The organism is Clostridium fessum (assembly GCF_027698965.1).
In the GTDB taxonomy this organism is placed as follows: domain Bacteria; phylum Bacillota; class Clostridia; order Lachnospirales; family Lachnospiraceae; genus Otoolea; species Otoolea fessa.
The window spans coordinates 61765-78147 of the sequence record NZ_JAQEQF010000002.1 but is presented as its reverse complement, the minus strand read 5'-3'; the positions used below and the strand labels follow the sequence as shown (position 1 = coordinate 78147).

Annotated in this window: 13 protein-coding genes; 1 reads left to right on the top strand and 12 read right to left on the bottom strand. The window is 49.4% G+C overall.

Annotated elements, in window-relative coordinates; genetic code table 11:
- Positions 1-58: 58 nt before the first annotated feature.
- The 9 genes from PG862_RS03055 to PG862_RS03015 form a co-directional block, all read right to left on the bottom strand.
- Positions 59-769, bottom strand: coding sequence for an ABC transporter ATP-binding protein (locus PG862_RS03055; protein ID WP_022359704.1), 711 nt, complete (start codon positions 767-769; stop codon positions 59-61).
- Positions 770-782: 13 nt separating this feature from the next.
- A complete protein-coding gene (locus PG862_RS03050) occupies positions 783-1541 on the bottom strand; it encodes an ABC transporter ATP-binding protein (protein WP_022359705.1) in 759 nt (252 codons plus the stop codon).
- Between the two features lie 3 nt (positions 1542-1544).
- Entirely contained in the window at positions 1545-2609 is a 1065-nt protein-coding gene (locus PG862_RS03045) for a branched-chain amino acid ABC transporter permease (RefSeq protein ID WP_118293682.1), read from the bottom strand.
- Positions 2610-2721: 112 nt separating this feature from the next.
- Positions 2722-3603 carry a branched-chain amino acid ABC transporter permease gene (locus tag PG862_RS03040; RefSeq protein ID WP_117795313.1) on the bottom strand — a complete coding sequence of 294 codons (882 nt, stop codon included), beginning with the start codon at positions 3601-3603 and terminating at the stop codon, positions 2722-2724.
- A gap of 290 nt (positions 3604-3893) precedes the next feature.
- Positions 3894-5087, bottom strand: coding sequence for an ABC transporter substrate-binding protein (locus PG862_RS03035; RefSeq protein ID WP_118491352.1), 1194 nt, complete (start codon positions 5085-5087; stop codon positions 3894-3896).
- A gap of 322 nt (positions 5088-5409) precedes the next feature.
- Complete coding sequence (locus tag PG862_RS03030) at positions 5410-6420, bottom strand: NAD(P)H-dependent glycerol-3-phosphate dehydrogenase (RefSeq protein WP_270706451.1); 1011 nt, start codon at positions 6418-6420, stop codon at positions 5410-5412.
- A gap of 257 nt (positions 6421-6677) precedes the next feature.
- Positions 6678-7310, bottom strand: a complete 633-nt coding sequence (gene plsY / locus PG862_RS03025) for a glycerol-3-phosphate 1-O-acyltransferase PlsY (RefSeq protein ID WP_118628862.1) — start codon at positions 7308-7310, stop codon at positions 6678-6680.
- On the bottom strand, positions 7310-8641 hold the full coding sequence (gene der, locus PG862_RS03020; RefSeq protein WP_118293679.1) for a ribosome biogenesis GTPase Der: 1332 nt from the start codon (positions 8639-8641) through the stop codon (positions 7310-7312). The genes plsY and der overlap by 1 nt, the downstream gene beginning before the upstream one ends.
- A 162-nt stretch (positions 8642-8803) precedes the next feature.
- Positions 8804-10327 (bottom strand): DUF512 domain-containing protein, encoded by a 1524-nt coding sequence (locus PG862_RS03015; protein ID WP_270706448.1) that lies wholly within the window; start codon positions 10325-10327, stop codon positions 8804-8806.
- A 314-nt stretch (positions 10328-10641) separates the two neighbouring features.
- Between PG862_RS03015 and PG862_RS03010 the strand changes: the two genes are divergently transcribed.
- Positions 10642-11829: a ribose-phosphate pyrophosphokinase gene (locus PG862_RS03010; RefSeq protein ID WP_022359714.1), complete on the top strand. Its 1188-nt coding sequence runs from the start codon at positions 10642-10644 to the stop codon at positions 11827-11829.
- A gap of 135 nt (positions 11830-11964) precedes the next feature.
- Here the strand turns inward: PG862_RS03010 and recG are convergent, their stop codons facing one another.
- The 3 genes from recG to PG862_RS02995 form a co-directional block, all read right to left on the bottom strand.
- Positions 11965-14022: an ATP-dependent DNA helicase RecG gene (gene recG / locus PG862_RS03005; protein WP_270706447.1), complete on the bottom strand. Its 2058-nt coding sequence runs from the start codon at positions 14020-14022 to the stop codon at positions 11965-11967.
- Between the two features lie 285 nt (positions 14023-14307).
- Positions 14308-15999: a DAK2 domain-containing protein gene (locus PG862_RS03000; protein ID WP_270706446.1), complete on the bottom strand. Its 1692-nt coding sequence runs from the start codon at positions 15997-15999 to the stop codon at positions 14308-14310.
- Between the two features lie 15 nt (positions 16000-16014).
- On the bottom strand, positions 16015-16371 hold the full coding sequence (locus tag PG862_RS02995) for an Asp23/Gls24 family envelope stress response protein (protein WP_022359718.1): 357 nt from the start codon (positions 16369-16371) through the stop codon (positions 16015-16017).
- Positions 16372-16383 lie beyond the last annotated feature (12 nt).

The following is a 16383-nucleotide window of genomic DNA, read 5'->3' as shown; positions in this document are numbered from 1 at the left end:
AGACCATAAGGGGGTTATGAATATTCCCATTTGGAAAGCTCCGGCTCACAGAACATTTTTATTCGCTCAGATAAGCCTTCTTCACTCTCTCATTATTCATCAGTTCTTTCGCATCACCGCTCAGAACGATATTGCCCGTCTCAAGCACATATGCTTTGTTGGAAATGGAGAGCGCTTTTTTCGCATTCTGCTCGACCAGAAGAACGGTCACTCCGTCCTTGTTGATTTCCTGGATAATATCGAAAATCTCATTAACATAGAGTGGGGACAGACCCATCGACGGCTCGTCGAGAACGATCAGGCGCGGGTGGCTCATGAGGGCGCGTCCCATCGCAAGCATCTGCTGCTCGCCGCCGGACAAAGTTCCGGCAAGCTGGTTCTTGCGCTCTTTCAGACGCGGGAAACGCTTGTAAATCATTTCGATCGTATCTTCAATTTCCTTCTTGTCATTTCTCGTATACGCACCCATTTTCAGGTTCTGAAGAACCGTCAGGGAAGCGAACACACGGCGCCCCTCCGGCACGTGGGCGATTCCCATTGATACCAGCTTATAGCCCGGTACATGGGTAATATCCGTTCCCTCAAATGTGATATTGCCTGCCTTGGACGGCAGCAGACCCGTGATCGTGTGAAGCGTCGTCGTCTTTCCGGCTCCGTTGGCACCGATCAGCGCTACCACATCGCCCTGTTCTACCTCAAAGGAAATTCCCTTGAGTGCCTGTATCACACCATAATATACCTGTAAATCTTTTACTTCCAGCATTGACATACGAAACTTCCCCCTATTCTCCCAGATATGCTTTGATAACTTCTGGATTGCTGAGTACTTCGCTGGTCGGTCCCTCTGCCAGCATATGACCGAAGTTTAAGACCGTCAGGCGCTCGCAGATACCGGAGACCAGCTTCATATCATGCTCAATGAGAAGTACGGTCATATCAAAATGATCGCGCACGAAACGGATCGTCTTCATCAGCTCTGCCGTCTCATTCGGGTTCATGCCGGCTGCCGGCTCGTCAAGAAGCAGAAGCTTCGGCTCGGTCGCCAGCGCTCTGGCGATCTCCAGCTTTCTCTGCTTGCCGTATGGGAGGTTCGATGCCTTATAATCAAACTCTTTGTCGAGGTCAAACACCTTCAAAAGTTCCATTGCGCGCTCATCCATCTCTTTCTCAACCTTGTAATAGGACGGAAGACGCAGAATGCCGCTCAGCGTAGAATATTTATGATGGTTGTGAAGACCAACCTTTACATTGTCAAGCACGCTCAGCTCCTTGAACAGACGGATATTCTGGAAGGTTCTCGCGATGCCTGCCTGATTGATCTGGATTGCCTTGTGACCGGTAATGTCCTTTCCATCCAGCAGAATCCGTCCGCCATCCGGCTTGTACACGCCCGTCAAAAGGTTGAAAATAGTCGTTTTACCAGCGCCGTTCGGTCCGATCAGACCGTAGAGCTGTCCTTTTTCTATCGTGATGCTGAAATCATCGACCGCTTTCAGACCGCCAAAAGAAATACTTAAATTTTTTACATCCAGCATTGCCATGATTTACGCCTCCCCTTCTGTCTTCTTTTTCCGGAATGATGAAAAGATGCGCTCGCGGACCTCGATCGCCTTCGGGCTGGAGGTCAAAAGCATCATTGCAATCAGGACGACCGCGTAAATCAGCATACGGTAATTATTGAGGCTTCGAAGCATCTCCGGAAGCAGGGTTAAGATAACCGCCGCGATCATGGAACCACGGATATTTCCGATGCCGCCCAGAACCACAAATACAAGGATCATAATGGACATATTATAACCGAAGCTTTTCGGGGTCGCTGCCAGCGTCGCCAGGTTGTGTGCGTACAGAACGCCTGCCACACCGGCTAAGGAAGCAGAGATGGTAAATGCCATCAGTTTGTATTTCGTGATATTGATACCCACAGACTCTGCCGCAATACGGTTGTCGCGGATCGCCATGATCGCACGGCCTGTCCGGGAATTGATGATATTCAATACAATAAACAGGGTCAGGAGTACCAGGATAATGCCGATCGTAAAGGTCGCCGTCTTCGGTGTACCTGTGATACCCTGTGCACCCTTGATGATCACCTGACCGTCCGCTGCCAGCTTTAAGGAAGCTACATCTTTCATGGAAACGTGGATTCCGTTTCCGTCGATGCCGACGTACAGAACATTGATAATATTTTTAACGATCTCACCGAATGCCAGCGTTACAATCGCCAGATAGTCTCCTTTCAGACGCAGAACCGGAATACCGATGAGGATACCAAATACCGCTGCTACCGCCGCACCGACAAAGAGCGCCAGAATGAAGCGTACCTGGTTGCTTGCGATCAGATTTTTCATGGCATGATTAAAAAATGCACCTGAAAACGCACCCGCACACATGAATCCGGCATGACCCAGACTCAGCTCACCGAGGATACCAACCGTGAGGTTTAAGGAAACCGCCAAAATCGTATAGGTACAAAGTGGAACCAGAATACCCTTTAAAAGACTGTTTACATGGCCGCCTGCCATCATAATCTGAATCAGAATGTAACAGCCGATTACAATCGCATATGTGATCGCATTCTGAATCCGAATTTTATTTTTATATGCATTCATTTTAAACACCTGCACTTTCTCTTGCTTATTGCAGTTCATGCACCATCTTGTTTTCACACGGCACTTTCCGTTTCAAAAGTCCCCGGCATGAACCATCGTATAATTTTCTCTATTATACTTTCTCCGTCATCTTCTTGCCGAGAATACCGGTCGGGCGGACCAGAAGCACGATAATCAGGACAGAGAATACGATCGCGTCAGAAAGCTGGGAGGAAATATACGCCTTGGCAAGGTTTTCAATGATACCAAGCAGGATACCGCCGATAAATGCGCCCGGGATCGAACCGATACCGCCAAATACCGCTGCCACGAATGCCTTGATACCCGGCATGGAACCGGTGTACGGAGACAGGGACGGGTACGCCGAGCAGAGCAGCACGCCTGCTACTGCCGCCAGAGCGGAACCAATCGCAAAGGTTACGGAGATCGTGCGGTTTACATTGATACCCATCAAGGTTGCCGCACCGCGATCCTCAGAAACCGCCAGCATCGCCTGTCCCATTTTCGTCTTATTGATAAATGCCATCAGGGCAGCCATAATCACGATACAGCTTAAAATCGTCACGATCGTGACACTGGAGATCGAAAGCTTGCCACCAGCCAGCTTTAATGCCGGTACAGTAATAACTGATGTAAACTGTCTCGCATTGGAACCAAAAATCAGAAGCGCCACGTTCTGGAGCAGATAACTGACACCGATCGCGGTGATCAGAACTGCCAGCGGGGACGCGTCACGCAACGGTCTGTATGCAACTCGCTCGATCGTAACGCCCAGCACTGTACACACAACCACCGAAGCCAGAATACCCACAACCGGAGAACCGCCCATCGTTGTGACAATCGTAAACACTGTGAAACCGCCTACCATGATGATATCGCCGTGTGCGAAGTTCAGCATACGCGCGATGCCATAAACCATGGTGTAGCCCAGTGCAATGATCGCATAGACACTTCCCAGACTGATGCCATTGATTAAATAAGAAAGAAAACTCATATGTATACACCTACCTCTTTGTTTCTACGTTTTCGCATTTCCCTGTACACGCATTTCGCTGCACATGTTTACCTGTGACCGAATTTAGCAGAACAAACATGACCGTCTCGCAGTCCGCAGACAGCAAACACCCAGTCGTCGTCGCAGGCAAGCATGTGCAGTGAACCGTTTTAAAAAGAAAGCTGTTACTAAATGCCCGGCAGCCATCTGTGCCGCCGGACATCCAGTAACAGTCCCATCAGAGCTACATACATATAGCCGCAACGGTTCTGCAGTTTTTAAATTTTTAATTACTGCATCATCTCATATTTGCCGTCTTTGATCTCTACAGCTTTCGGCGCTTTCTGCGGCTCGCCTTCTGCCGTCCAGTGCATCTCTGTACCGGTCAGACCATCGATCTGGATCTCAGTCATAGCTGTTTTCAGTGCATCGCAGATATCGGAAGTGCTCATATCCGGTGTGATCTCTGCCTTCTCTGCAGCTGCCTTAATTGCATATACGCCGTCGTAAGCATCTGCTGCGAACTGAAGCGGGTCGATGCCGTAAGCATCACGGTAAGCAGTTACGAAGTCCTGGCTGGACTCCTCGTCTACGGAGAACGGAGTCAGAAGCATCAGACCTTCTGCTAAGGACTTATCAAAGCCATCAACGCTCAGGATACCGTCCATACCATCACAGCCGAAGAACTGCGGATGGAAATCTTTATCGTTTGCCTGTTTCAGGATAACAGATGCCTCCTGATAGTAGATCGGCAGGAATACCAGATCAGCGCCGGACTCTTTTGCTTTATCAAGCTGTACGGAGAAATCGGTATTGTTATCAGATGTAAATGCCTCGCTGGCTACTACCTCCAGACCCTGATTCGGGGCCTCTGCTACGAAGGACTCGCGGATACCATCGGAGTACTCGCTGGAGCTGTCGTAGATGATAGCGATCTTGGTTGCCAGTTTGTGCTCGCCGATGTACTGAGCGGATGCACGTCCCTGATCCGGATCAGAATAGCATACGCGGAATGCGTTGTCGCCGGAAATACTCTCAACAGCAGATCCGGACGGAGTCAGCTGGAACAGGTTATCTGATGCTGTCTCTGCTACAACTGCGATACACGGCTTGGAAGTAACGGTACCAAGAAGCATCTGCATGTTCCAATCTTTTAAGGTATTGTATGCGTTGATCGCCTTCTCCGGATCATTCTCATCATCCTGGAAGTTGAACGCTACCTGGTAACCATTGATACCGCCAGCCTCGTTGATCTCATTGATTGCCAGCTCAGTACCATTCTTTACAGCCTCGCCGTAAGCGCCAGCCGCACCGGTGATCGGTCCAATGCCGCCGATTTTAAATACTTCGCCGTCAGCTCCCTCTGCGCCCTGTGCGTCTTCTGCTGCTGATTCAGAAGTGCTCGCATTTCCAGAGCCACCGCAAGCGGTCATAGACATCGCCATCATGGCTGCAAGTCCAAGACTAACTACTCTTTTTTTCATAATATTCTCCTCCAATTCTATGCTGCAATGGAATACAACAACTATTTGAATGAGGCAATTATAAATTTTACCCCTCTAATTGTCAATACAAAAACCACTTAAAAAAGAGGGAATTTAGCGGATTTTCGTTTTTTTTCGCTAAATTCTCTCTTTTCCAGATCTCGTAGTTATATTAAGTATTCTTACAGGTTATAGCAACCACTTTTATAAGCTTTTGTCCACCTGACGTGGACACCTGCATTTTCCAGAAAAACATAGTAGATCTCATTGCTATTTTCCCAAATTTAATCACTCAAATTCAGAAAAAAGGCTGCCGCCTGAATTATCCTTCCCACGGAAGATCGCTCGATTCGATCCGCGGATCGCGCATCATCAGATCTGCCAGCGCCTCTTTCGGAGATTTTCCGTCAAACAGCACCTGATTGACCTGGGAAACGATCGGCATATCGCAGCCGTATTTCTGTGCCAGCAGAAGACCGGCTTTCGCAGAATAAACGCCCTCGACAACCATCTGCACTTCCTTCATCGCCTCATCCATCGTGTATCCCTTTCCAATCAGGATACCCGCCCGGCGGTTGCGGCTGTGCATGCTCGCACAGGTTACGATCAAATCACCAATGCCGGATAATCCGTAGAAGGTCTGCTGTTTTCCGCCCATTGCAATACCCAGACGGGCAATCTCCGCAATTCCGCGGGTGATCAGCGCCGCCTTCGTGTTATCGCCGCATCCCAGCCCATCCGCTGTACCGGCTGCCAGCGCAATGACATTTTTAAGAGCCGCGCCAATTTCCACGCCCAGCATATCCGGGCTGGTGTAAACACGGAACACCGGGCTCATAAACACACTCTGCATGAACTCAGCAGTCTTTTTGCGGTGCGCCGCTGCCACACAGGTAGTCGGCAATCCCCGGCTCACCTCCTCGGCATGGCTCGGTCCGGAAAGGACGGCTACCTCCGCCAGTGGAAGTTCCTCCTCGATGACCTGTGACATCGTCATAAGACTCTGCTCCTCGATTCCCTTCGCCACATCCACGACAATCTGACCGTAACGCAGGTATTCCTTCATCTTCGCCGCCGTACTGCGGACATAGACGGACGGAACCGCCATAATCAGCATATCCTTCTCCGCCATCGCGGTGCGCAGATCCGCTGTCATCTGGATCGGATCCGGAAGTACAACCTCCGGCAGATTTTTGTGCCGTCTGGTGCGGCTCATTTCCTGGATCTCTGTATCAAATGCCGACCAGATTGTCACATCGTGTCCATTATTGTTCAGAAGCACCGCCAGGGCTGTGCCCCAGGTTCCGGCTCCGATAATTCCTACTGCTGCCATCCTGATACCTCCCGACCTGCTTTTCTCTCTTCTTCTCTCTACAGGTCAATGTTATTTGGAATTTTTTATACATTCCCACTACTTATGACGTTACTGTTCACGCATACGTGCCCAGTAACGGAATTTGCCGTGGCTCGCATTTCAATACGGCAAATTCCTGCTGCCACCACGTTTTCTTACGGCACTTTCGGTTCCAAAAGTGCCTACCTGTGAACAATTACCTTATGGCAACTATGTAAAGTGTTGTTAAACTTCTCTCATGATTTCTTCGCGCCCAGTTTGTTTTCTGTGCCGGACAACAGACGCCCAATATTGCTCCGATGGCGCCAGATCGCCATGCACATCAGGATCGCGCCCAGTGCATAGAACTGGATGCGGTTCGGCGTGCTTACCCGGTAGGAACCCATGCTCTCAAAGATCACAAGCTCTGCAAAAAAGGTGATCGACACAAGAATCGAACCAAGCGATACATAGCGGGTCAGGAACACCGTCACGGAGAAAATCACGAAACAGGTCAGCGTAATCCGCAGATCCATCGCAGTCATAATGCCTGCCATACAGGCAATTCCCTTGCCGCCCTTGAATTTCAGGTAAAACGGAAAATTGTGGCCGAGTGTAACTCCCAGTCCCGCATACAGTGCAAGGAGATCCACCTCCTCATTTCCCTTGAACAACAGGCGGCAGACTGCCATCGCAAGCACCGCCTTGAAAAAATCCCCTAAAAATACGATCGCGCCCGCTTTCTTTCCCATCACACGCAGGACGTTCGTAGAACCGGCATTTCCGCTGCCGTACTGGCGGATATCCATATGATTCGCCTTTCCATACAGATAGCCGGACTGGATCAGACCAAAGATATAGCCAATCACAATACAGATGAGACGTTCCATTATTGATCCTTCCCCTTTCTCTCGCGGATCAGGAATTTTAAGGAAGTTCCCTTGAATCCGAATGCGTCACGGATCTTGTTCTCGAGATACCGTGTATATGAGAAATGCATCAGTTCCTTATCATTGACAAACACAACAAATGTCGGCGGTTTGACCGCTACCTGTGTCATATAGTAGAGCTTTAAACGCTTGCCCTTGTCAGACGGCGGCTGCTGCAGTGCCACTGCCTCTGCCAGGATCTCATTGAGAACGCCGGTTGCAATACGCAGTGTCTGATTTTCGCGCACCATGTCGATCATCTCAAACAGCTTATTCATACGCTGTCCGGTCAGTGCGGATACGAACACGAACTCCGCATACGGAATAAAGGACAGAACGGTCTTAATCTTATTGGTGTACTCATAAATAGTCTTATCGGTCTTATCGATCGCATCCCATTTATTTACCACGATGATAATACCTTTTCCACGCTCATGGGCGATACCGGCAATCTTTGCATCCTGCTCGGTTACTCCCTCTTTCGCGTCGATGACCATCAGAACCACATCCGCTCTCTCAACCGCCGTTACGGTACGGATGATGCTGTAGCGCTCCAGCTCCTCCTTGATCTTGCTCTTGCGGCGCAGACCTGCCGTATCGATAAAGACATACTCGGTACCGTTGCGGACAATCTCTGTATCGACTGCATCGCGGGTCGTACCGGCGATATCCGATACGATGACGCGGTTCTCGCCCAGAAGCTTATTTATAATAGAAGACTTACCTACGTTTGGTTTTCCGACAATCGCCACTCTCGGACGGTCATCCTCTTCCTCGTCGCCGCTTCCCTCCGGGAAATGTGCCACGACTGCATCCAGCAGATCGCCCAGTCCCAGACGGGAGGCTGCCGAGATCGCTACCGGATCACCGATACCGAGGTTGTAGAACTCATAGACGTCATTGCCAAATTTCGCCGGATTGTCTACTTTATTGACCGCCAGAACAACCGGTTTTCTCGATTTACGCAGCATATCCGCCACCTTGGAATCCGAATCGGTCATGCCCTGACGCACATCTACGATAAACAGGATCACATCCGCCGTCGCGATCGCGATCTCCGCCTGCTCACGCATCTGGGACAGGATAATATCCTTCGTATCCGGCTCAATACCGCCAGTATCGATCAGGGTAAAAGAATGGTCTAACCAGGTACAGTCCGCGTAAATACGGTCACGCGTTACACCTGGAGTATCTTTTACAATCGAAATCATATCGCCCGCAAGGACGTTGAAAAGGGTGGATTTTCCCACGTTTGGACGTCCAACGACCGCCACCACCGGTTTCTTTTTCATATTTATGCCTCCATTTATTTTCATGCTCCGCAGCTGGTTTGTAAATCCACAGCTGCTATTTTTATTGTCCAGTTACTTGTTTCATTCATTGTGATGCATTTCACATCCAGACGCTTTCTTTCTGTGTGTCCGAAAGCACGTTTTCCACTGTATTTCCAGCTATCACGTTTCTTTCTCATCCTCCCGATCTGAGTCTTCCTCTTCAAAACAAACGACTTCATCCGGAGCATCCTCGTCCAGGTCTTCCGGCTCATATGCGTACACCTGTACGCCATCCAGATCTTCTTCCTGCCAGTTATCATCCATCTGAGCGGCAAATTCCTCCGGATCCGGCTCATACTCGCCATGCCTGGAGCTTTCCTCCTTCACAGGAGCCAGAATTGCTTCCACAAAATCGCGTCCGCTTGATTTTACAATATCCACCGGAACTTGTAAAGCATTTTGTACATCCGTGCGGGTCAGATCATCCAGAAATGTCTCCTCGCCGCTTCGGAACATGGCGCTTGGAAGCAGCAGGCGGCTGCCGAGCGGCTGTTCCTTTAACTGTGCAATCAGATCCTTTGCCGTGATCAGCCCCGCCACCGTGATCCGCTCACCAAAGAAGTCATTGCGGATCGCATATACATGTACCTTTTTCCCCGGGAACTGGCGGCACACGCGCTCTACATACTGCTCAATATACGGGGCAGCCAGCCGTCCCGTTGCAATCGAAATCTCCTCCGGGCACACCTCGCCAGCCTCTCCCGGATGCAGCTGCTCCAGCGCCTCGGCTATCTCCTCCTCCATCAGGCGAATCATGCCGACCCCATTTTCCAGCTGGATATAGCCATCATAGCGATCCGCTTCCGGAAGTGGGCGCCCGGCGCCCATGTAAAACTCATCGCTGGCGTGAATGAAGTGAATACCGTGTTCCGCATAGATCTTCTTCTGCCATTTCTCTATCAAATCAATGGTATCGCCCAACTGCTCCGGTGTAAATGGCTCAAGCGGATACAGACCATCGCGGTACTTCGAAAGACCGACCGGCACGACCGAAACACTCTGCATCGCCGGAATGTATTTCGTCAGATCACGGATCGAACGGTCTAACTCCGCCCCGTCATTGACGCCCCGGCATAAAACGATCTGACCATTCATCGGGATATCCGCCTCATACAGGCGGTCGATTTTCTGGAGTGCCTCACCGGCAAAGCGGTTATGAAGCATCTTGCAGCGCAGCTCCGGATTTGTCGTCTGCACTGAAATATTGATCGGCGCCAGCTTAAACCGGATAATCCGCTCAATATCCTTATCCTTCATATTCGTCAGCGTGATATAGTTGCCCTGCAGGAACGAAAGTCTGGAATCATCGTCCTTAAAATACAGTGTCTCACGCATGCCCGGCGGCATCTGGTCGATGAAACAGAAGATGCACTTATTCCTGCAGGAACGATAATCGCTCATCAGACCATTTTCAAAGGTAATCCCCAGATCCTGATACTCATTTACGATATCCAGTTCCCACTCCTCGCCGTTCTTCTTGCGGACCAGCAGCGTAATCTCCTCACTGTTTATCTTATATTCATAATCAAAAATATCCTCTATCTCATCTCCATCGATCGTCAGAAGGACGTCCCCCGGCTCCAGCTCCATTTCCTCCGCAATCGAGCCCGGATCGACCGATTTTATCAGATGACCTTTTTTCATTTATAAAATCCTCATTTCAAATATTTTTAAACCCTAAGAATCCAGTATTATATTAACAGTAATCAGCTTTTTTGTAAAGTTGTGCTTCCGATTCGCAGATGTGGATTTTTTGTTTCACAGGAAAATACGTCCTATGAAATAAAAAATGAAAGCAAGCCAAATATTTGATTTTTTTTGTAATTTTCTCATTTGCTATTGACGTTTCTTATCATAAAATGGTATAAAGTAGTTGTATTATGTCCTGCAAATGGCAGACAAACTTGTACGCTCTGCCCGCATGCATCGAAGGACCTACACTGTTTGGAGGTATAATCATGTCGAATGACTACGTGTTTAATGACACGCTTCCGGTTGCGCCGCTTAAAATTGCCGCACTGGAGAGCTGCCGGGATCTGGCTGAGAAAGTCAACTCCCACATTATCAATTTCCGCCGCAACGATATTGAAGTCCTGAAAAAACGTCAGGAAAATTTACAGTACCGCGGCTATGATGCTGATTCCTACATGCTTGACTGCGCGTGCCCGCGTTTCGGAAGCGGTGAAGCAAAAGGCATCGTCAATGAGTCTGTCCGTGGTACCGATATTTACGCCATGGTCGATGTAACCAACTACAGCCTGACCTACAAAATGAGCGGATTTACCAATCATATGTCCCCGGACGACCATTATCAGGATTTAAAACGTATCATCGGCGCATCCATTGCTACCGCACATCGTGTCAATGTTATCATGCCGTTCTTATATGAAGGACGCCAGCACAAGCGCAGCGGTCGTGAATCCCTTGACTGCGCGATGATGCTCGAAGAACTGATTCAGATGGGCGTAAGCAACATCATTACCTTCGATGCACATGACCCGCGTGTACAGAACTCCATTCCGTTAAGCGGTTTTGATAATTTCATGCCGACCTACCAGTTTATCAAGGCATTACTGAACCATGACAAAACCTTAAAGATCGACAAGGACAACCTGATGGTTATCAGCCCGGACGAGGGCGCTATGTCCCGCGCCGTATATCTGGCAAACAACTTGGGTGTTGACATGGGTATGTTCTACAAACGCCGCGATTACTCCCGTGTTGTCAATGGACGTAACCCGATCGTTGCCCATGAGTTCTTAGGTTCTTCCGTTGAAGGAAAGACCGTTCTCATCATCGATGACATGATCTCCTCCGGCGAGAGCATGCTGGACACCTGCCGCGCCCTCAAAGAGCGCAAGGCAAAACGCGTCGTTGTATGCGCTACTTTCGGTCTGTTCACCAACGGACTTGAGAAATTCGACGAATTTTTCGCAAAAGGTTACCTCGACTGCGTTGTAACCACCAACTTAAACTACCACACGCCGGAACTTCTTAAACGTGACTGGTATGTAGAAGCTGATATGAGCAAATTTATCGCTGCAATCATCAACTCCCTGAACCATAACGTATCTCTGGAGAACGCACTGACACCGACTGCGAAGATCCAGAAGCTGATTAAGCGGTATAATGAGGGACAGATGTAATGAGAATTGACGGCTGATAAACGGCTGTAAATTTCAAAAAACTCCTGCATAAACAGATAAATCTTCATTCTGTGTATGCAGGAGTTTTTTCTAATCAATCTACTCAAACCGCGATTTGCAATTCAATCCATCCCATCACAAATTCACCTTCTCCCATCCTCTCTCTAAATATCCATTCATCTTCCGTTTCAGCTCCTGATTCTCCTCCGCCTCCAACAGCGGATCTTTATCCATTAATTTCTTCACTTCATCCGAAACTGCCTTCAATATATCTGCATCTGCAAATATATCTGCTAAATGGAATTCGAGATCACCGCTCTGGCGGACGCCGAAGAGGTCTCCGGGACCGCGCAGTTTTAAGTCTTCGGAGGCGATGTAGAAGCCGTCATTTGACTTATTGAGAATATCCAGCCGCTTTCCGGCGTCTTCTTCGCCGGAGGCGTTGACCATGATGCAGTAGGACTGGTCTTTTCCTCGACCGACGCGCCCGCGGAGCTGATGGAGCTGCGCCAGACCGAAACGCTCGGCATTTTCGATCATCATAACGGTGGCATTCGGGACATTGATTCCGACCTCGATGACCGTGGTGGATACCAGCACATGAATCTCATTTGCCGCAAATGCTTCCATGATCGCATTTTTTTCTTTTCCCTTCATCTTTCCGTGCAGATATTCCACCCGGATCGACGGGGACAGGGCGCGGCGCAGCTCTTCGGTATAATCGATGACGTTCTCTGCCTCCAGCATCTCGCTCGGCTCGACCATCGGGCAGATGACGTATGCTTGACGGCCGGCGCGGACTTCATTTTCGATAAAACGGTAGGCGTTCGGGCGAAATTCACGGTTCACGACACAGTTCTTGATCGGCTGCCGGTTTGCCGGAAGTTCATCGATGATGGAAATATCAAGATCCCCATATAAAATAATCGCCAGCGTCCGCGGGATCGGCGTCGCACTCATGACAAGCACATGCGGCTCGCCGCCTTTTTTGCTCAGCATTTCCCGCTGTGCCACTCCAAAACGGTGCTGTTCATCCGTGATTACCAATGCCAGATTGTCGTACACCACTTTTTCCTGAATCAGCGCGTGGGTTCCAATCACGATATCTGCCTCATGATTTTCAATCGACTCTCTGGCAAGCCTTTTTTCCTTCGCTGTCATCGAACCGGTCAGAAGCACCGGACGATATGTGATTCCCAGCGACGCAAACAATTCGGTCATCGACTCGTAATGCTGGCGCGCCAGTACCTCCGTCGGCACCATCAGCGCCCCCTGATATCCATTTGCCGCCGCCTGCAGCAACGCCAGAATCGCCACAATCGTCTTACCCGAACCAACGTCACCCTGAATCAATCGGGTCATGATATGCCCGCCGGACAAATCGGCGTACACCTCCCGGATTACCTTTTTCTGTGCCCCGGTCAGAGCATATGGGAGGCGCTCTTCCACCGACGCCATTTCCCCAGAAATCGTAAATGGATATGCGCTCTTTTTATCTTCTTTTTTGTCTTTGAGCAGGCGCACTGACATCAGGAACATGAAAAATTCATCAAACACAAGACGTTTCCGGGAAAACATCAGTTCTTCCCGGTTTGCCGGAAAATGGATGTGCTCCAGCGCATAGTTGATTTCCGCCAATCCGTACTTTTCCCGCAGACCAGCCGGCAGATATTCCCGTTCCATCTGGCGCATCGTGAGGGCTTCCGTGACTGCCTTTGCGATCGTCTTATTTCCAAGTCCCTTCGTCTGTCCGTAAACCGGCTGCATAGACGACACGACTTTCGCATACTGTTCCGGGCGGTAGATCTCCGGCTGCTCCATCGTAAGTCTTCCCCGTTTTTTTACCACACGGCCACGGAAAATAAAGCGTTCCCCCGCCTTGAGCGTCCCGCGCAGATAGGGCATATTGTACCATGCCAGCGCCAGTGTGCCTCCGCTATCCCGCAATCCAGCCGTCGTAACCTGCAGGCGCGCTCCATACCGCACCACATCCGCCGTTTTTGCCAGGATTCCGCCGACTGCCGCGATCGTATCTTCCTTCAGTTCCGCGATCGGCTGCGATTCCTTAAACTCGTCATAAGCACGCGGATAATAATGGAGCAGTTCTTCCACCGTTTCCACGCCTATTTTTTGAAATAACTTTGCCGTCTTTTCACCGATGCCCTTGACAGCGGTTATATTCTGCTGTTCCATCTATCTCCTCCTGCTTTTCGGAATTTACACCCGGAATATCAGCCGCAAAAAAACAGTTACCAGACGAAAAAACTCCTAGAGTATATTAAAATGAAAGAAAGGCAGGACGCAGGGATCTCTCCCCTGACCTGCCTCGTTTCATGCTTATAAATTATTTTTTGTTTTATCCATCAAATGTTTTATCTGCGCCATCACATAGAAAATTCATTTTCTCGTTATCTGCATTTTCTCAGCCAATCGTGTAGATTCATTTAACGCATTTCAATCACTTTAAACGACCTAAATCTACTCTACCGAAATCATATAATAGTAAATCGGCTGCCCGCCATTCTGGCATTCAAATTCGCAGGATGTAAATTCTTTGCGGGCTTTCTCACAGAATGCCTCTGCGTCCTCTTCCGTGACATCCTCACCATAATAGATCGTCACAAGCTCAGACTCATCATCTACCATCTTACGAAGTGACTCCATCGCGGTCTCCTCGATATTCTTGCCAACTGCCAGCATGCCGCTGTCGCCGATCCCCATGATATCGCCCTCTGCGATCTCCATACCATCGATCGATGTATTGCGGACTGCGTAGGTAATCTGAGCGGTCTTAACGTGGCTCATCTCTTCAGACATCTGTTCCATATTTTCTTCCGCCGTCAGATCCGGAGCAAAATTAATCAGCGCCGTGATACCCTCCGGAACCGTCTTGGACGGAACTACATATACCTTGGTATCTTCTGACAGGCTCTTTGCCTGCTCTGCCGCCAGAATAATATTTTTATTGTTCGGCAGAATGTAAACTGTCTCGGCATGGACTTTTTCGATTGCTTCCAGCATATCCTCCGTACTCGGATTCATCGTTTGTCCGCCCTCGATGATATAGTCAGCGCCGATGCCCTTGAAAATCTCAGAAAGACCTTCTCCGACCGATACGGCGATAAATCCATATTTCTTGCGTGGTTCTTCCTTCTTCTCTTTGGCTTCTTCTGCCTTCTGCTGTGCCGCCAGACGTTCGGAATCTTTGATCAGTTTCTCCTGATGTTCCTCGCGCATATTGTCAATCTTGATGCGGGACAGGGAACCGTAGGTCAGTGCTTTCTGAATCGCCAGACCTGGATCGTTTGTATGAACGTGAATCTTGACAATATCATCATCTGCCACAACTACCAGGGAGTCGCCGATCGTGCTCAGATAATCTTTCAGTTCCTGCTCTGTCGTCTCATCCGCCGGTTTTTCTGCATTGATAATAAATTCCGTACAATAACCAAAACGGATATCCGCTGCCTGCGTGCTTCCGGCGCCTGTTGCTGTTTTTGCCGCTCCATTTCCCGATACAGACGGAGTAACTGCCGCGTCGATATCCACGACTTTTCCTTTTAAGCCCTCAATACAGCCCTTGATAACCTGAATCAGACCCTGTCCGCCAGAATCCACTACACCTGCCTCTTTCAGAACCGGAAGCATCTCCGGTGTCTGGCTTAAAACATATTCGCCGTACTCCAATACTTTCTCTGAAAATTCAAGTACGTCCTCGGTCTGCGGTGCCAGTTCTGCCGCTTTATCCGCCATTCCCTTGGCAACAGTCAGAATCGTACCTTCCTTCGGCTTCATAACTGCCTTATAAGCTGTCTCCGTCGCACGGTTAAATGCGTCTGAGAGAACACTCGTCGTAATGACATCTACCGTCTTAATCTCTTTCGTAAATCCGCGGAAGAGCTGTGAAAGGATAACGCCGGAATTGCCTCGTGCGCCACGCAGGGAACCGGAGGAAATCGCCCTCGCCAGCGCCTCCATCGTCGGATTTTCAACGGCTGCCACTTCTCTGGCGGCTGACAGAATCGTCATCGTCATGTTCGTACCGGTATCTCCATCTGGAACAGGAAATACGTTCAGCTCATTGATCCATTCCTTGTTGGCCTCCAGGCCCTTTGCTCCAGCCAGAAATGCATTCTTTAACATCCCGGCATCTATATAATTCATGCCCACAGGGTTTGTTCCTCCTTAATCTATCACTCTTACGCCTTCAACATAAATGCTGATTTTCTCAACCTTCATGCCAGTAAACTCTTCTACTTTATATTTTACACTCTCGATCAGGTTGTCCGCAACGGTAGAGATGCTGACCCCGTATGCCACGATTACGTGGAAATCGATGCTGAGTGCATTGTCCTTGATGGCTACGTTGATGCCGTGTGTCAGGCTTTCTCTTTTAAGCAGTCTTACCAGACCATCTTTCATACTGACAGCCGCCATGCCAACGATACCGAAGCATTCTACTGCTGTCGTTCCGGCGTACATTGCAATTACTTCCGGATCGATCTGGATCGAACCCATTTTATTGTCGATGCGTCCTTTCATATTGACAGCCTC